The sequence below is a fragment of the Burkholderia sp. Leaf177 genome, assembly GCF_001424345.1.
Lineage (GTDB): Bacteria > Pseudomonadota > Gammaproteobacteria > Burkholderiales > Burkholderiaceae > Caballeronia.
The window spans coordinates 51,950-68,145 of record NZ_LMPF01000004.1 but is presented as its reverse complement, the minus strand read 5'-3'; the positions used below and the strand labels follow the sequence as shown (position 1 = coordinate 68,145).

Genomic DNA, 16,196 nt, shown 5'->3' with positions numbered 1-16,196 from the left:
TCAGACGACCGCGCGATGCAACAGCACTTCGAACACGAAGCGGCTGCCTACATAGGCCAGCAACAACGCCACGAATGAGGCAAGCACCCAGCGCAACGCAGCGCGGCCGCGCCAGCCGGACACACGGCGCGCGGTGAGCAACGCGCCGAACATGACCCACGACAGAATCGCGAACACCGTCTTGTGGTCGAGCTTGAACGCTTTATCGACGAGTTGTTCGTTGAACGCGACGCCGGAAATAAGCGTGAGCGTCAAGAGCACGAACCCCGCCGAGATCAAGCGGAACAACAATTTTTCGAGCGTGAGCAAAGGCGGCAAGGTATCGAGCCAGCTCGACACCCAGCTATTCGATGTATGCCGCGTCGCCGTGCCGCGCATGTTCTGCAACCGCTTTTCGACCATCAGCATGAGGATGGCGTGAAGCGCCGCGATCGCAAACAATCCATACGCAATGTTGGCGATCAGAAAGTGCAGCTTGAACATGGGCGCGGCCGAATACGACAACACGCGCACGCCGCCGAAAAACAGCGGCATCACGGACGCCACGGCTGCAAGCGGCAAGACGAGCAGGCGCAGGCCGTCGAGCGGGAAGAAGAAACTCTCGATCCAGTAGATTCCCGCGCCCAGCCAAAACATGGCGGAGAGCGCAAACGCGAAGCCAAATATCATCGCGTTTTGCGGAAAGATGGTGGTGTGCAGCAGGACGCCATGCAAAAGCAACGCGACGCCGAGCAGCACGCGTCCCATGGAACTCATGCCCGACGCCTTCGATGTTCGCCCGCTTGGCGCTTGGTCGCCCAGGCGAGTGCCCGCCGGCATGCCCGCGAGCGCCGGTCCGACCGCCGTGTGGCGATGCGCGCGCCAGCCCGCTACGGCAAGTCCGCCGTAGAGAAGCGCAGTGAGGGCATACAGTACAATATCCATGATTGAAGTTTACACCAGGCCTTGGGGCCGCGACGTCTTCCCCTCTTGCAGCAAGGGCCGCAGGGAAGCCGTCATCGCTTAGTTACCGACACTTACCGGCCGCACTCTCACACGCTCCCATGCTAGACACACTCACTACACGGATGGCGCGCGTCGTAAAGACGCTGCGCGGCGAAGCCCGGCTCACCGAGGCTAACACGCAGGAAATGCTGCGCGAAGTCCGCCTGGCGCTGCTCGAGGCCGACGTTGCGCTGCCAGTCGTGCGCGAATTTATCGCCAAGGTGAAGGAAAAGGCGCTCGGCGAAGAAGTGATTTCCAGCCTGTCGCCGGGCCAGGCGTTAGTCGGCGTGGTGCAGCGCGAGCTGACGGCCATTATTGGCGGCGATTACGAGGGCAAGGCGGCCGAGTTGAATCTCGCCGTTACGCCGCCTGCAATCATACTCATGGCCGGCCTGCAAGGTGCGGGTAAGACGACCACCACCGGTAAGCTCGCCAAGCTGCTGCGCGAAAAGTACAAGAAAAAAGTGCTGACGGTGTCTGTCGACGTGTATCGGCCGGCGGCTATTGCGCAGCTGAAAACGGTGACCGAACAGGTCGGCGCGGACTTTTTCCCGTCGGAACCGGATCAGAAACCGGCTGACATCGCGCGGGCCGCGGTGGATTGGGCCAAGCGCCATTTCCATGACGTACTGATTGTCGATACCGCCGGCCGTCTCGGTATCGACGAAGCGATGATGAAGGAAATCGCCGAGCTGCACGGCATCCTGAAACCGGCGGAAACGCTGTTTGTAGTCGACGCCATGCTCGGCCAGGACGCGGTCAACACGGCCAAGGCGTTCAGCGACGCCCTGCCGCTGACCGGCGTGGTGCTCACCAAGCTCGACGGCGATTCACGCGGGGGCGCCGCGCTTTCCGTGCGCCACGTGACCGGCAAGCCGATCAAGTTCGTGGGTGTCGCAGAAAAGCTCGATGGCCTGGAAGTGTTTCACCCGGATCGCATGGCGAACCGGATTCTCGGCATGGGCGACATTCTGGCGCTCGTCGAGGAAGCGCAGAAAGGCGTGGACAGCGCCGCCGCGCAGAAACTCGCCGATAAAGTCAAGAAAGGCGGCGATTTCGACCTGAACGATTTCCGCGCGCAACTCGCGCAGATGAAGAACATGGGCGGTTTGTCGTCGTTGATGGACAAGCTGCCGGCGCAATTCCAGCAGGCCGCAGCGGGCGCGAATATGGGCATTGCTGAAAAGCAGATGCGCCGCATGGAAGGCATCATCAATTCCATGACGCTCGCCGAGCGCGCGAAACCCGATCTCATCAAGGCGCAGCGCAAGCGCCGGATTGCCGCGGGCGCGGGCGTTCAAGTGCAGGAAGTGAACCGCATGCTGAATCAATACGAGCAAATGCGCGGCATGATGAAAAAGCTCAAGGGCGGCAATCTGCAGAAAATGATGCGCGGCATGAAGGGCATGATGCCGGGCATGCGTTGAGCTTCTGTTTCTGTTTCTTTTTGTTGCCGTAGCCTCCTGATTTGGAAGACCCGCGTTCCCGTTCGGGATCGCGGGTTTATTATGTAGCGCTACGTGCCCTGTCTCTTCTAATCTAGTTCCACCCTCCCCGTCTGCCCATATGAACCGCGAAGAAGCACTCCACATTTTCAGCCACTCCGAAGAGATCGTTTCGGCGCAGGACGTGACTGCGTCGATCGTCAATATGGCAAAGGACATTGGCACGAGTACCGGCGAGGAGTTCCCGCTCGTGCTGTCCGTCATGGGCGGCGCGGCGGTGTTCACCGGCATGTTGCTGCCGCATCTCGATTTCCCGCTCGAGTTCGACTACATCCATCTGACGCGCTATCGGAATACGACCAAGGGCGGCGACAAGATGGAATGGCGCGTGGCGCCGGCGGAATCGGTGAAGGATCGCGTGGTGCTCGTGCTCGACGACATCCTGGACGAAGGCGAAACCATGGCTGCCATCCGCGACCGGATCATGGCAATGGGCGCGAAGAAATTCCTCTCGGCGGTGCTCTGCGAGAAGCTCATCAATAAAGCGAAGCCGCTGCGTCCGGATTTTTGCGGCTTTGAAGTGCCCGACCGTTATGTGTTCGGCTGCGGCATGGACGCGAAGGGATATTGGCGCAACCTGCCGACCATCCGGGCGCTGACCGAAGGCGCTTGAGTCCTTTCGCTCCGGCAAAAATAAAGAAGGCCGTTTCAACTTAAGTTGAAACGGCCTTTTGCTTTTTTCGGAGCAGTATGTAAGAAACGTCAGCCGCTGGTCGCCAGTTGATGCACGAAGGTACGAATCCCGGTCAGGATCATTTCGACGGATATGGACACGAGCACCAGTCCCATCAGCCGCTCGAACGCCGTCACCGCACGTTCGCCGAGCCAGTGCTGAATCTTCTCGGCCATCACTAGCACGATCGCGCAGACGAACATGGTCACCGTCAGCGCGCCGACCCATTCCCACATCTGCCCGGGCGCCTGAGATGTCAGCAACATCACCGTCGCCAATGCCGACGGACCGGCGAGCGCCGGAATGGCAAGCGGCACGATCAGCGGTTCGCCGCCGCGCGAATCGCCGCCCATGGGGCCATCGGGATGCGGAAAAATCATTCGCAGCGCGATCAGGAACAACACGATCCCGCCGCCCAGCCGCAACGACAAATCCGTCAGGCTCATCGCGCGAAGAAAGCGATCGCCGACGAGCATGAACATCAGCAAGATCCCGAACGCAATCGCCACTTCACGCAGGATCACGATCCGCCGGCGCTCCTTCGCCACACCACGCAACGCGTTGATGAAGATCGGGATATTGCCCAGCGGATCAGTGATCAGAATCAGCAACACCGTTGCCGAGAGGAAGTTGTACTGCACGTTACTTCGATACTCCGCGACCAAGCGCGGCGCGGACCTTCTCGATCACCACATTCGCAGCGTCTTCGACCGGAAGCAGCGTGGCTTCAGTGTCACGTCGCGCCTGATATTCGAGCTTGCCTTCCTTCAGCCCGCGATCGCCGATCACCAGCCGATGCGGCACGCCGATCAGTTCCCAATCCGCGAACATCACGCCCGGACGCTCACCGCGATCGTCGAGAATCACGTCGATACCCGCATCCTTCAGCGTTGTGTAAAGCTTGTCGGCCTGCTCGCGCACGGCGTCGCTGCGGTCATAGCCCATCGGGCAGAGCACGACTTCGAACGGTGCAATCGATTCCGGCCAGATGATGCCCTTCGCATCGAAGTTCTGTTCGATCGCCGCGCCCAGAACCCGCGTGATCCCGATCCCGTAGCAACCCATCAGCATTTGGGCAGGCTTGCCGTTTTCGTCGAGGAACGTCGCGCCCATGGAATCCGAATACTTCGTGCCGAGCTGGAACACGTGGCCCACTTCAATGCCGCGGCAGATTTCGAGCGTACCGTTGCCGTCCGGCGACGGATCGCCCACGAGCACATTGCGGATGTCCGCCACGACCGGTTCCGGCAGATCGCGGCCCCAGTTCACGCCCATGATGTGATAGTCCACCTCGTTCGCGCCGACCACGAAGTCGCTCATGTTCGCGACCGTGCGATCCGCGATCACCTTGATCGGCTTCTTTGTGTTGATCGGGCCGAGATAACCGGGCGGCGTGCCGAAGGAATCGATGATTTCGGCTTCAGTCGCGAACCGGTAACCCGCGAGACCCGGCAGCTTGCCCGTCTTGATGTCGTTGAGCGAATGATCGCCGCGCAGCATCAACAACCAGATGGTCGCATCGGCGCCTTCGTTTTCGGTCGCGAGAATGATCGACTTGATGGTCCGTTGCAGCGGAATGTTCAGCAACTCGGCAACGGCCTCGCACTTCGCCTTGCCCGGCGTTGCCGTCTTTTTCATCTCTTCGGCGGGCGCCGCGCGCGTGGCGTTCAGCGGCAACGCCTCGGCAGCTTCAACGTTCGCCGCGTAATCCGACGCCGGGTTATATGCGATCGCGTCTTCGCCTGTGTCGGCGATCACGTGGAATTCGTGCGAACCGCTGCCGCCAATCGATCCGTTATCCGCCGCGACCGCACGGAATTCCAGGCCGATGCGCGAAAACACGCGCACGTAGGCATCGAACATTTTCTTGTACGACTCGGCCAGACCCGCCTGATCGCGATCGAATGAATACGCGTCCTTCATGATGAATTCGCGGCCGCGCATCACGCCGAAACGCGGACGGATTTCATCGCGGAACTTCGTCTGGATCTGATAGAAGTTCACCGGCAACTGCCGATAGCTCTTGATCTCGCGGCGCGCAATGTCCGTCACCACTTCTTCGTGCGTCGGCCCGACCACGAAATCGCGATCGTGACGATCCTTGATGCGCAGCAGTTCCGGCCCGTACTGCTCCCAGCGTCCCGATTCCTGCCAGAGTTCCGCGGGCTGCACCGCCGGCATCAGCAGTTCGAGCGCGCCAGCACGATCCATTTCTTCGCGCACGATGTTTTCCACTTTGCGAATGGAACGCAGGCCAATGGGCAGATAGCTATAAATACCACCGGCCACGCGGCGGATCATGCCTGCGCGGACCATGAGCTGATGGCTGACGATTTCTGCGTCGGTGGGGGCTTCTTTCAGGGTGGCGATAAAGAAACGGGATGCTTTCATTCAAAAATCTTCCAAAGCGGAGCGCGTCGATTGAATGGGCAATGAGCGCCCAATCGTGCTGAACGTGCGGAACGAGTGAACGACGGGACCGCGACGCGGGGCACAAACCATCGCGCCGCCCGCCTCGGCGCCCAGGCGAAACGAATGCCCGAATTCGGGTTCGTGCCGGTGCGCCAGGCCCGTTATCTGTTTATAATCAAAGCAATTTTAAAGGATTCGAAGGTGGTTGTATGCTGGATCGTGAAGGCTTTCGCCCGAACGTCGGCATCATCCTCTTGAACGCGCACAACGAAGTGTTTTGGGGCAAGCGGCTGCGTGAACATTCCTGGCAGTTTCCGCAAGGGGGCATCAAGTACGGCGAGACCCCTGTGCAAGCGATGTATCGGGAGTTACACGAAGAAACCGGTTTGCTGCCGGAACACGTCAAGGTCGTGGGTCGAACTCGCGACTGGCTGCGTTATGAGGTGCCGGACAAGTTCATCAAGCGCGAAGTGCGCGGTCATTATCGCGGACAAAAGCAGATTTGGTTTTTGTTACGCATGGTAGGCCGCGACTGTGACATTTGTTTGCGTGCGACTGATCATCCGGAATTCGATGCCTGGCGGTGGAACGAATATTGGGTCCCGCTTGACGCGGTGATCGAGTTCAAGCGTGATGTATATCAGCTTGCGCTCACGGAACTTTCTCGCTTCCTGAGGCGCGCAGCCGTGCGTGCCGAGCGTGCGGAACATTTGGCGCGTCACGCCAACCGATATCCGCGCGTGATCGGGAGCATGACCATGGAAGATGCGACCGTTTCTGCCAACGGTCGGGTCATTCAGGCAGAATGTTCGGTGACCGAAGAGCTGCATATCTACGCACAACGTCCTTCGCGGGATTAGGACGTGTGTCATCCAAAGCGGCGGCGCGGCAACGCTCGCCGCTTTTTTTCGTGCGGCGTCGGAAGCGAGCCTCAAGCAGCGCGAGGCTTAATCCGTTTGCGGTCGCCGTTGCATCAACCTCAGGGATTCAAGAATTGAAAGCCATTGCATTGTTCGCGGCATCCGCGGCAGCCCTTGCCGTGCTCGCCGGTTGCGGCAGCTCGAAGCCGACCAACAAGGACGACAGCGCGTTTGTCTATTTGATGGACCGCAAGCCCAACTGGACCGAAAACAAGGTCGAAACCATTCCGCCTTTGCCGCAGCAGGCCAACCTGATTCCGTTCACGGTTTCGCAAAACACGCCGCTGAGTTTTTTCATCGATAAAAACTCGCTCAGCGTGGGCGATGACGGCGTGATCCGTTATACGGTCGTGGTGCAAAGCCCGGCCGGCGCGCGCAACGTGAACTACGAAGGGATCCGCTGCGACAACTACAACTGGCGCTTGTACGCGAGTATCAACGAAGACCAGAACGGTTGGGATCGGGCGGTGGAGCGCGACTTCGCGCGCATTGAAAACGGCGAGTTGAACGCGTATCACGCAGCGCTTTATCAGGATTATTTCTGCGCGAACAAATTGCCCACGGGGTCGGCGAAGCAAATTCTGTCGAATATTCAGATGAAGCGGACTGCAGTTTCGAATTACCACTAAGTCTGTATTGCAGCGAACTTAGCCGAGAAAGCCGCCAGAAGGCGGCTTTTCAACTAAAGATTACTTAGGCAAGCACCAGATTGTCTCGATGAATCAACTCAGGTTCGAGCATGTAGCCAAGCACCGTCTCGATCTCGCCGCTGGGCTTCCGCTGAATAAGCCGCGCCTCGGAACTGCTGTAATTTGTGATGCCGCGCGCGACTTCGCGTCCATCGGAATTCAAGCAGGCGATCACTTCGCCGCGCGCAAACGCGCCGTGGACATCGATAACACCAATCGGCAGCAGACTCTTACCGCCTGCGGTGAGCTTTTCGACCGCGCCGTTGTCGATCACCACGTGTCCGCGGACCTGCAAATGATCGGCCATCCATTGTTTCCTGGCCGCAATCCGCGCCGTCCGGGCGATGAGTTGCGTGCCGATCAATTCGCCGGAAGCAAGCCGCGTCAGGACATCCGACTCTCGCCCACTTGCAATTACGGTATTTGCGCCGCTATGCGCCGCACGCTTCGCCGCGAGAATCTTGGTCAGCATGCCACCGCGTCCGAGACTCGAACCCGCGCCGCCCGCCATGGCTTCGAGTTCCGGTGTTCCCGCATCCGCCTGTTCCACTAAGGTCGCCGACGGATCGCGGCGGGGATCGGCAGTGAACAAACCGCGTTGATCGGTGAGGATGATCAGCGCGTCGCCTTCAATCAGATTCGCGACAAGCGCGCCGAGTGTGTCGTTATCGCCGAATTTGATTTCGTCGGTGATGACCGTGTCGTTTTCATTGATGATCGGCACGCAGCCCAGGCGCAGCAAGGTCAGAAGCGTTGAGCGCGCATTTAGATAACGTTCGCGGTCAGCCAGATCGGCGTGCGTCAGCAAAATCTGCGCGGTCCGGATGCCATGCTTGCCGAAACTGCTTTCATAAACCTGCGCTAAACCCATTTGCCCGACCGCGGCCGCAGCCTGCAACTCGTCGATTTCGCGCGGCCTTTTTGTCCATCCAAGCCGATGAATCCCTTCGGCAATCGCGCCCGAACTCACCAGCACGACTTCCTTGCCCTGCTCGCGCAAGGCGGCAATTTGCGAGGCCCAGCGTGCGATGGCCGCGTGATCGAGACCGCGACCGTCGTTTGTCACGAGGCTCGATCCTACTTTCACTACGAGTCGCTTCGAAGCGGCTATGACGGAACGCATCTGACGCATTTCTCCTCGAATTTGCCTCAACTCACCACGGGCCTGACTTTTCTTACGCTTCGTCTTCGTCGTCTTCTTCGATTTCCGGCGCAGATCGAGGCGCGACGGCCGCGGGTTCATCGCGGAAACGCACGTCGGCGGCAAGATCCTCAGCTTCCGCCGCGCGTGACGCGTCCGAGTTCTTCGAGATGTAATCGAAGATGGCGTACGTCAGGCCTTCGCAACCCTGGCCGGTCAGCGCCGAGATTTCGAATACCGGACCGTCCCATTCGTAACGCTTGATGAAGTCCGCCACGCGTGCCTTGCGTTCCTCGTCCGGCACCATGTCCAGCTTGTTCAGCACCAACCAGCGCGGCTTTTCATACAGCGCTTCATCGTACTTGCGCAGTTCGTTGACGATCGCACGCGCTTCTTGAACCGGATCGACGGCTTCATCGAACGGGGCCAGATCAACCAGATGAAGCAGCACGCCGGTGCGCTGCAAATGGCGCAGGAAGCGATGACCCAGCCCCGCACCTTCTGCCGCGCCTTCGATCAAACCAGGAATGTCCGCGATCACGAAGCTCTTTTCCGGCCCGACGCGCACCACGCCGAGGTTCGGCGCAAGCGTAGTGAACGGATAATCCGCGATTTTCGGCCGCGCATTCGATACCGACGAGATAAAAGTCGACTTGCCGGCGTTCGGCATGCCGAGCAAACCAACGTCGGCGAGCACTTTCAGCTCGAGCCGCAACATGCGCCGGTCGCCGGGCTTTCCTTCCGTTTTCTGACGCGGCGCACGGTTCGTACTCGACTTGAAATGCAGGTTGCCGAGCCCGCCCGCGCCGCCATGCGCAATCAATACGCTCTGATTGTGCTCGGTCAGATCGGCGATCAGCTCGCCCGTTTCCGTATCCGCGATGATCGTGCCGACCGGCATGCGCAAGATGATGTCGTCGCCGCCCTTGCCGTAGCAGTCCGCGCCGCGGCCATTTTCGCCGTTGCGCGCCTGATGTTTCTTGGCGTATCGGTAATCGATCAACGTATTGATATTGCGGTCGGCGACCGCATACACGCTGCCGCCCCGGCCGCCGTCGCCGCCGTCCGGTCCGCCGAACGGGACGAACTTCTCGCGCCGCATCGACGCGCTGCCATCCCCTCCGTCTCCGGCGATGACTTCAATTCTCGCTTCGTCAATGAACTTCATGAGTTGCTCCGTCCCGTGTTTCAGCGGTGTTCCGCTATTTTGCCGCGACCAGCCGATGCCAGCCACTAGACCATTCGATATACGTCATTAGCCGGGTGGTCAAAAAAACCAGCCAATAAAAAAGGCCCCGCGAACTTCGCGGGGCCTGTTCCGGTCCTGAAGCCCGTGCCTGAATCTTACTTAGGCAGCCGGGACAACGTTGACCAGATGCTTCTTTGCTGCGCCCTTCGTCGTGAACGTGACGTGGCCGTCAGTCAACGCGAACAAGGTGTGATCCTTGCCAATGCCGACGTTGTCGCCCGGGTGCATGCGCGTGCCGCGCTGGCGAACGATGATGCCGCCTGCGTTGATTGCCTGGCCGCCATAAACCTTCACGCCGAGGCGCTTCGATTCTGAGTCGCGACCATTGCGGGATGACCCGCCTGCTTTTTTGTGTGCCATTTAATAGCTCCTTGACCGTTTAGCTTATTGACTCAGCGCTTATGCAGCGTTGATAGCGTCAATACGCAATTCGGTGTAGTTCTGGCGATGGCCAGCGTGCTTTTGGTAGTGCTTCCGGCGACGCATCTTGAAGATCGTGACCTTCTTGTGACGACCTTGCGACACGACGGTACATGTGACGGAAGCCCCACTGACCAGCGGTGCACCGAACTGAATCGATTCACCTTCGCCTACTGCGAGAACCTGGTCGAGCGTGATTTCAGCGTCAATGTCTGCCGGTATCTGTTCTACTTTCAATTTTTCGCCGACAGCAACTTTATACTGCTTGCCACCGGTTTTTATGACCGCGTACATTGAGAACCTCACTCTGAATTCATTTTTCCGCACACCGTGCGCGAAAACGCGTGATTATACAGAGAGTTACGCTCTCCGTCAAAACCCTTGTTGATGCCAAATTCATCGGCGCGACGCTCGAATCCGGACAAAGCTGCGCAACATTATCCTGATTAATATCGCTGCATGGTTCAGTTGGGGCCGCGCGGCCAAGGCGGGACGTCTATTAGAGGCGTCGATCGGCCGATTCGCCTTATAATTCGCGGCACTACCCTAATTGCCGATCATGTCGTCCACAGCCACTTCCTCCCCAAACGCCGCCAACGTGCTCGAGCCTATCGCCGAGGACATGCAGCAGGTCAATCGCGTCATCCGGCAGCGCCTGGCATCCGAAGTGATGCTGATCAACCAGATTTCCGAGTACATCATCGGGGCCGGCGGCAAACGGCTTCGTCCTGCGCTGCTGCTGCTGGTGTCGGGCGCTCTCGGAGACACAACCAGTCACCGGCACGAACTGGCCGCGGTCGTCGAGTTCATCCATACGGCGACCTTGCTGCATGACGACGTCGTCGACGAATCCGATCTCCGGCGCGGCCGCAAGACCGCGAACGCGCTGTTCGGCAATGCGGCGAGCGTGCTGGTCGGCGACTTCCTGTACTCGCGTTCGTTCGAGATGATGGTCGGCGTAGGCAAGATGCGCGTGATGGAAATCCTGTCGGTCGCGACCAATGTGATTTCCGAAGGCGAAGTGCTGCAACTGCTGAACATGCACGATCCGGATGTGGACGAAGCACGTTACATGCAGGTGATCCGCTACAAGACGGCGAAGCTTTTCGAGGCGGCGGCCCAACTCGGCGCCGTTCTTTCCGGATCAGATGCCAAGACGGAAGCCGCGGCTGCGGAATTCGGCCGGCGCATTGGCACGGCTTTCCAGATCATGGACGACTGGCTCGACTACACGGGCACGGCGGAATCCATGGGCAAAAATGCCGGCGACGATCTGCGCGAAGGCAAGCCCACTTTGCCGCTCATCTATTTGATGGAGCATGGAACCGCGGAACAGGCAGCGCTTGCACGGGAAGCCATCGAGCAAGGCGGAACCGATAAATTCGATACCATTTTCGAAGCCATCACCACGTCCGGCGCGCTTGATCACACGCTGAAATGCGCGCGTCAGGAAGCACAGGCGGCCGCGAACGCAATTTCTTCGTTTCCAGATTCCATTTTCAAAGAGAGCCTGCTAGAATTATGTTCTTACTCAACGGCGAGACAGTCCTGAAAAGGAAACGAACCGTTTCTGAGTGAACATTCGGGGTGTAGCTTAGCCTGGTAGAGCGCTACGTTCGGGACGTAGAGGCCGGAGGTTCGAATCCTCTCACCCCGACCAGAATTGATCAAAAAACCGCCCAGCTTGCTGGGCGGTTTTTTGTTTTGGGGCCGGTTTTTGCGTGCTGATTTCGCGTATTCGGGTGATTCCCTCTCTGCTCTTTCCTGCTTTCCTACCGGGTATGTCATGGGTTTATCGAGCATTGCACTGCCGTCAATGTCTATTACGCGACGCCTCGCGCTTGCGTTCGTGTTCCTCTGGTTCGCAATCGGCGGCGTCTGTCATTTCTTCTTCATGCCGCTGTTCGTGCAGATCGTGCCGTCGTTTGTGCCTGCGCCCATTCTCGCCGTGATTGTCAGCGGGATCTTCGAATTGCTCGGCGCCGCCGGAATCACGATCAGACGCACTCGCCATATGGCCGGAATCGGACTCGCGCTGTTGACCATCGCGGTGACGCCGGCCAACGTTTTCATGCTCCAGCATGCCGAGCGTTTTCCCGATATTCCCGTGTGGGCGCTCGTCGCTCGCTTGCCGCTTCAGCTTGCGTTGATCGCGTGTATCTTGTGGAGCACGCGTCGCACTCACTAAGTCATTGGTATCGCCATGCTTCCTCTCAAATACCTGAGCGCGTATCCGGAAACGCTTCAGGACAAGGTCCGCAAGCTCATTGCGGATGACAAACTCGGCATGTATCTGGCTGATCGATATCCGCTTCGGCATGCGGTGCAATCCGATCGCGCACTGTACGAATATACGACCGACCTGAAGCAGGAATTTCTTCGCGTGGCGCCGGCTATCGACAAAGTCATGTACGACGCCAAGCTCGATGTGCTGCGTCATGCGCTCGGCCTTCATACGGCGATATCGCGGGTGCAAGGCGGCAAGCTGAAAGCGAAGAAGGAGATTCGCGTGGCGTCGCTGTTCAAGGAAACGCCGCCGGAATTCTTGCGCATGATCGTCGTGCACGAACTCGCACATCTGAAGGAAAGCGATCACAACAAGGCGTTTTATCGGCTGTGCGAATTCATGCAGCCGGGGTATCACCAGATCGAGTTCGATCTGCGTGTGTACCTGACGCAGCGCGATATCGCGCGCGATTCGTCTATCGAGTAGTTCTTAATCGGCGGCCGCGTGCACGAGGGTTTCGCCCGGAACCGGACGCGCGGGACGGATGAGCATCACAAGCGGCACGACCAGCAAGGTCGCGACGAACATCAGCTTGAAGTCGTTCAGGTACGCAATCATCTGCGCCTGCTGGTTGATCGTCTGGTCCATGAGGGCGAGGCTCATCTGCGATCCGCTTTCGAGCATGGGTTGCATCGATGGATTGAAGACGTTCACGTTCGCCGCGAGATCCGCGTGCGCGACCTGCGTGCCGCGCGTCATCATGGTTTGCACAATCGAAATACCGATACTGCTGCCAATATTGCGCATCAGGCTGTAGGTCGCGGTGCCATCGGCGCGAAGTTCGGGCGTCAAGGTCGAGAACGTCAGCGCGCTCAGCGGCACGAAAACGAAACCGAGGCCAAAGCCCTGGATCACGCCCGGCCACACGATGTCGGACACCGACAGCACCAGCGTGTATTGCATCATCTGCCATAACGCGAATGCCGAGATCAGAAAACCGGCGAGCAGCAGAAGCCGTGCATCGGTGCGACGCAGCATGCGGCCCGCGATCAACATGGCGAACATCGTGCCCGCGCCGCTCGGAGCAGTGACGAGGCCAGTGGTCGCGACGGGATAGTTCATCAGGTTCTGCAGCATCGGCGGTAAAAGCGCGCGCGTGGCGTACATCACCGCGCCGATCACGAAGATGAAAAACACGCCGGTCGCGAAATTGCGGTCCTTCAAAAGCTCGTACTTGAAGAACGAGCGCTTGCCGGCCGTCGCCGTGTGCGCCAGGAAAAAGATGAAACTCAGCGCCGCGAGGATCGCCTCAATGCGTATTTCCAACGATCCAAACCAGTCGAGCTGTTCGCCGCGATCGAGCATCGCCTGGAATGCGCCGATCGCCAGGCCTAGAGTCGCGAAGCCGAATGCATCGAATTTCACGCCGTGCTTCGCGGCCCGCGCCGGCAGGAAAGTGAACACGCCAAACAACGCAAACGCGCCAATAGGCACATTGATGAAAAACACCCAACGCCAGTTATAGCTGTCGGTGAGCCATCCGCCGAGCGTTGGCCCGAGAATCGGCCCGACCATCACGCCCATGCCCCAGACGGCCATCGCCTGGCCTTGCTTTTCGCGCGGGTTGATATCGAGCAGGATGGATTGCGAAAGCGGCACGAGCGACGCGCCGAAAATGCCCTGCAGCAAACGCGACGCAACAATCTGCGCAAGCGTTTCCGACAGCCCGCACAACGCGGACGCAAGCGTGAAACCGCCGATCGATATGATCAGCAAGCGCTTTGTGCTGAGGCGATCGGAGAGCCAGCCGGTGAGCGGCGTGGCAATGGCGGCGGCAACAATGTAGGACGTCAGCACCCACGTGATCTCGTCCTGCGACGCCGACAGCGTGCCCTGCATATGCGGCAACGCAACGTTGGCGATGGTGCTGTCGAGCGTCTGGATCAGCGTGGCAAGCATGATCGAAACGGTCAGCATTGGCCGGTTGAGCGGCGCGGCTGCGGCGCTCAACGGCATTGATTCTGAGGACATTCAGGCGCCGGATGAGTGAATTTAATAGTAAGCATGCTTATTATAAACATGCTAACGATCGTCACAAGATGTCAATAACCCGGATAAACCCGTACGTCGCGGTACGTCTTCATTCACGGTAATTACGTGCATCTTTCGTATAATCCGTTGCATGGAAACGCATCTCGACAAGCGCTTTGGATTTCTGATTTCGGACGTGGGGCGCCTGTGCAGCAAGCGCTTCGACGAACTCGCGAAATCGTCCCTCGACCTCACGCGGGCACAATGCCGCGCGCTCGCGTATCTGTCCCATTTCGGCGATGTCAATCAGGCGCGCCTGGCCGATCTGCTCGAAGTCGCGCCCATATCGGCGGGCCGTTTGCTCGACCGCATGGAAGAAGGCGGCTGGATTGAACGCTTTTCCAATCCCGATGACCGCCGCGAACGCACGGTGCGTATGACCGCCAAAGCCGAAGGCGCGCTCGGCCGTGCGCGGCGAGTCGGCGATTCGGTTGCAACCGAAGCACTCGCCGGTCTCGACGCCGAAGAACGCGCGCAACTGATCTCCTTGCTGCGCCGCGTGCGCGTCAATCTCAGCACGATCGTGGACGAATAATCGCAGAAGGTCCGGCTCTTGCTACGAGGCGTGTCGAATCCCGCGCCGCCCTCTTTCGGATCCCACATGCTCCTTTTGGCCATACCGCTTACGGTTCTGATCACGCTGATTGTCGTGGTCATCCTGGCGAATTTCGTAAGCGGCGAGAAGAAGGTCGAACACAACATCGACCGGCTGTACGCAAGCGACGACCCGCAATTCATCCGCTCGATGAGCCTTCTGCTCGGGCCTCCGGTGACATCGGGGAACCGGTATCGCGTGCTGCTCAATGGCGACGAAATCTTTCCATCGATGCTCGAAGGCATCCGCTCCGCGAAAGAAACGATCACGTTCGAGACGTTCATCTACTGGTCGGGCGAGATCGGCGCGCAGTTTGCAGCGGCGTTATCGGAGAAAGCGCGGTCGGGCGTGGCCGTGCATGTCCTGCTCGACTGGGTCGGCTGCAAGAAGATGGACCACAAGTATCTGGAGCAATTGCGCCAAAGCGGCGCCGAGGTCATCCAGTATCACAAGCCGCATTGGACCGGACTTGGCCGCATGAACAACCGGACGCACCGGAAGCTGCTGATCATCGACGGACGTGTCGGATTCACTGGCGGCGTGGGAATTGCCGAGGAATGGACGGGCCACGCGCAAGACGAGAAGCATTGGCGCGATACCCATTTCCGCGTGGAAGGACCGGTTGTCGGGCACATGCAGGCCGTGTTCATGGACAACTGGATCAAGGCGACCGGCAACGTGCTGCACGGTCCGAAATATTTTCCCGATGTCAAACCGCTGCCCGAAGGCGAAGCGAGCAATGGCGTTGCGCACATGTTCAGCAGTTCGCCAACGCACGGCGCGGACGACATGGAGCTCATGTACCTGATGGCGATCACGGCGGCGTCCGAGCGGATCGATCTGGCGAGCGCTTATTTCGTGCCGGACGGTCTCGCGATCAACGCGCTGGTGGAAGCCGCCCGGCGCGGTGTGAAGGTGCGGATCGTGACGCCGGGCAAGCACATCGATACCCACACGGTGCGCGAAGCGTCACGCGCATGCTGGGGCGATCTGCTGGCGGCGGGCATCGAAATCCACGAATATCAGCCGACCATGTTTCACTGCAAGCTGCTGGTGGTGGATGAATATCTGGTATCGGTGGGATCGACGAATTTCGACAGCCGTTCGTTCAAGCTCAACGACGAAGCCAATCTCAACATCTACGATCGCGAGTTTGCAAGGCAGCAAAGCGCGATCTTCGACGCCGATATCAAAAAGTCGCAGCAAGTCACGTATCAGGACTGGCTGAATCGGCCCGCGCTGGAAAAGCTGATCGAGAAAGCCGTGCCTTTGCTCGACTGGCAGCTTTAA

Annotated in this window: 17 protein-coding genes and 1 tRNA gene; 10 read left to right on the top strand and 8 right to left on the bottom strand. The window is 59.2% G+C overall.

Annotated elements, in window-relative coordinates:
• Window positions 1-924 (bottom strand): cytochrome C assembly family protein, encoded by a 924-nt coding sequence (locus ASG35_RS07150; RefSeq protein ID WP_056354780.1) that lies wholly within the window; start codon window positions 922-924, stop codon window positions 1-3.
• 119 nt (window positions 925-1,043) lie between these two features.
• Here ASG35_RS07150 and ffh point away from each other — a divergent pair, with 119 nt between their 5' ends.
• Entirely contained in the window at window positions 1,044-2,411 is a 1,368-nt protein-coding gene (gene ffh, locus ASG35_RS07145) for a signal recognition particle protein (protein WP_056354777.1), read from the top strand.
• Window positions 2,412-2,550: 139 nt separating this feature from the next.
• Window positions 2,551-3,102, top strand: a complete 552-nt coding sequence (locus ASG35_RS07140) for a hypoxanthine-guanine phosphoribosyltransferase (RefSeq protein ID WP_056354773.1) — start codon at window positions 2,551-2,553, stop codon at window positions 3,100-3,102.
• A gap of 89 nt (window positions 3,103-3,191) precedes the next feature.
• Here ASG35_RS07140 and ASG35_RS07135 read toward each other — a convergent pair whose 3' ends face one another.
• The gene (locus tag ASG35_RS07135) at window positions 3,192-3,803 is read right to left on the bottom strand and encodes a MarC family protein (RefSeq protein ID WP_056354770.1); all 612 of its coding nucleotides are present in this window, start codon (window positions 3,801-3,803) and stop codon (window positions 3,192-3,194) included.
• 1 nt (window position 3,804) lies between these two features.
• Window positions 3,805-5,553 carry a proline--tRNA ligase gene (locus ASG35_RS07130; protein ID WP_056354768.1) on the bottom strand — a complete coding sequence of 583 codons (1,749 nt, stop codon included), beginning with the start codon at window positions 5,551-5,553 and terminating at the stop codon, window positions 3,805-3,807.
• A gap of 230 nt (window positions 5,554-5,783) precedes the next feature.
• Between ASG35_RS07130 and ASG35_RS07125 the strand changes: the two genes are divergently transcribed.
• Together ASG35_RS07125 and ASG35_RS07120 are read left to right on the top strand one after the other, a co-directional pair.
• Window positions 5,784-6,434: an RNA pyrophosphohydrolase gene (locus ASG35_RS07125; protein WP_056354763.1), complete on the top strand. Its 651-nt coding sequence runs from the start codon at window positions 5,784-5,786 to the stop codon at window positions 6,432-6,434.
• 134 nt (window positions 6,435-6,568) lie between these two features.
• On the top strand, window positions 6,569-7,123 hold the full coding sequence (locus ASG35_RS07120) for a CNP1-like family protein (RefSeq protein WP_056355306.1): 555 nt from the start codon (window positions 6,569-6,571) through the stop codon (window positions 7,121-7,123).
• Window positions 7,124-7,187: 64 nt separating this feature from the next.
• Here the strand turns inward: ASG35_RS07120 and proB are convergent, their stop codons facing one another.
• The 4 genes from proB to rplU all read right to left on the bottom strand — a co-directional run bounded on the left by proB (window position 7,188) and on the right by rplU (window position 10,287).
• On the bottom strand, window positions 7,188-8,306 hold the full coding sequence (proB, locus tag ASG35_RS07115; RefSeq protein WP_056355303.1) for a glutamate 5-kinase: 1,119 nt from the start codon (window positions 8,304-8,306) through the stop codon (window positions 7,188-7,190).
• Between the two features lie 52 nt (window positions 8,307-8,358).
• Window positions 8,359-9,492, bottom strand: coding sequence for an Obg family GTPase CgtA (cgtA, locus tag ASG35_RS07110; protein WP_056355300.1), 1,134 nt, complete (start codon window positions 9,490-9,492; stop codon window positions 8,359-8,361).
• A 180-nt stretch (window positions 9,493-9,672) separates the two neighbouring features.
• Entirely contained in the window at window positions 9,673-9,933 is a 261-nt protein-coding gene (gene rpmA, locus ASG35_RS07105; RefSeq protein ID WP_056354760.1) for a 50S ribosomal protein L27, read from the bottom strand.
• Window positions 9,934-9,972: 39 nt separating this feature from the next.
• A complete protein-coding gene (gene rplU, locus ASG35_RS07100; RefSeq protein WP_056354755.1) occupies window positions 9,973-10,287 on the bottom strand; it encodes a 50S ribosomal protein L21 in 315 nt (104 codons plus the stop codon).
• A 265-nt stretch (window positions 10,288-10,552) separates the two neighbouring features.
• Between rplU and ASG35_RS07095 the strand changes: the two genes are divergently transcribed.
• The 4 genes from ASG35_RS07095 (at window position 10,553) to ASG35_RS07080 (ending at window position 12,706) form a co-directional block, all read left to right on the top strand.
• On the top strand, window positions 10,553-11,545 hold the full coding sequence (locus ASG35_RS07095) for a polyprenyl synthetase family protein (protein WP_056354752.1): 993 nt from the start codon (window positions 10,553-10,555) through the stop codon (window positions 11,543-11,545).
• 31 nt (window positions 11,546-11,576) lie between these two features.
• Window positions 11,577-11,653 (top strand) — tRNA-Pro (locus ASG35_RS07090).
• A 156-nt stretch (window positions 11,654-11,809) separates the two neighbouring features.
• Window positions 11,810-12,181, top strand: coding sequence for a DoxX family protein (locus ASG35_RS07085; RefSeq protein WP_156393032.1), 372 nt, complete (start codon window positions 11,810-11,812; stop codon window positions 12,179-12,181).
• A 15-nt stretch (window positions 12,182-12,196) separates the two neighbouring features.
• Window positions 12,197-12,706, top strand: coding sequence for a M48 metallopeptidase family protein (locus ASG35_RS07080; RefSeq protein ID WP_056354749.1), 510 nt, complete (start codon window positions 12,197-12,199; stop codon window positions 12,704-12,706).
• Between the two features lie 3 nt (window positions 12,707-12,709).
• On the opposite strand, the gene ASG35_RS07075 is transcribed toward ASG35_RS07080, so the two are convergent.
• Complete coding sequence (locus tag ASG35_RS07075) at window positions 12,710-14,251, bottom strand: DHA2 family efflux MFS transporter permease subunit (RefSeq protein ID WP_056354746.1); 1,542 nt, start codon at window positions 14,249-14,251, stop codon at window positions 12,710-12,712.
• A 151-nt stretch (window positions 14,252-14,402) separates the two neighbouring features.
• On the opposite strand from ASG35_RS07075, the gene ASG35_RS07070 reads away from it, so the two are divergent.
• Both ASG35_RS07070 and cls read left to right on the top strand, forming a co-directional pair.
• A complete protein-coding gene (locus ASG35_RS07070) occupies window positions 14,403-14,846 on the top strand; it encodes a MarR family winged helix-turn-helix transcriptional regulator (protein ID WP_056354743.1) in 444 nt (147 codons plus the stop codon).
• Between the two features lie 66 nt (window positions 14,847-14,912).
• Window positions 14,913-16,196 carry a cardiolipin synthase gene (cls, locus tag ASG35_RS07065; RefSeq protein WP_056354740.1) on the top strand — a complete coding sequence of 428 codons (1,284 nt, stop codon included), beginning with the start codon at window positions 14,913-14,915 and terminating at the stop codon, window positions 16,194-16,196.

Bases quoted from the DNA above. Each gene is read 5' to 3' on its own strand.
- ASG35_RS07150 (WP_056354780.1), bottom strand. From the start codon at position 924: ATGGATATTGTACTGTATGCCCTCACTGCGCTTCTCTACGGCGGACTT.
- ffh (WP_056354777.1), top strand. From the start codon at position 1,044: ATGCTAGACACACTCACTACACGGATGGCGCGCGTCGTAAAGACGCTG.
- ASG35_RS07140 (WP_056354773.1), top strand. From the start codon at position 2,551: ATGAACCGCGAAGAAGCACTCCACATTTTCAGCCACTCCGAAGAGATC.
- ASG35_RS07130 (WP_056354768.1), bottom strand. From the start codon at position 5,553: ATGAAAGCATCCCGTTTCTTTATCGCCACCCTGAAAGAAGCCCCCACC.
- ASG35_RS07125 (WP_056354763.1), top strand. From the start codon at position 5,784: ATGCTGGATCGTGAAGGCTTTCGCCCGAACGTCGGCATCATCCTCTTG.
- proB (WP_056355303.1), bottom strand. From the start codon at position 8,306: ATGCGTTCCGTCATAGCCGCTTCGAAGCGACTCGTAGTGAAAGTAGGA.
- cgtA (WP_056355300.1), bottom strand. From the start codon at position 9,492: ATGAAGTTCATTGACGAAGCGAGAATTGAAGTCATCGCCGGAGACGGA.
- rpmA (WP_056354760.1), bottom strand. From the start codon at position 9,933: ATGGCACACAAAAAAGCAGGCGGGTCATCCCGCAATGGTCGCGACTCA.
- rplU (WP_056354755.1), bottom strand. From the start codon at position 10,287: ATGTACGCGGTCATAAAAACCGGTGGCAAGCAGTATAAAGTTGCTGTC.
- ASG35_RS07095 (WP_056354752.1), top strand. From the start codon at position 10,553: ATGTCGTCCACAGCCACTTCCTCCCCAAACGCCGCCAACGTGCTCGAG.
- ASG35_RS07085 (WP_156393032.1), top strand. From the start codon at position 11,810: ATGTCTATTACGCGACGCCTCGCGCTTGCGTTCGTGTTCCTCTGGTTC.
- ASG35_RS07080 (WP_056354749.1), top strand. From the start codon at position 12,197: ATGCTTCCTCTCAAATACCTGAGCGCGTATCCGGAAACGCTTCAGGAC.
- ASG35_RS07075 (WP_056354746.1), bottom strand. From the start codon at position 14,251: ATGTCCTCAGAATCAATGCCGTTGAGCGCCGCAGCCGCGCCGCTCAAC.
- ASG35_RS07070 (WP_056354743.1), top strand. From the start codon at position 14,403: ATGGAAACGCATCTCGACAAGCGCTTTGGATTTCTGATTTCGGACGTG.
- cls (WP_056354740.1), top strand. From the start codon at position 14,913: ATGCTCCTTTTGGCCATACCGCTTACGGTTCTGATCACGCTGATTGTC.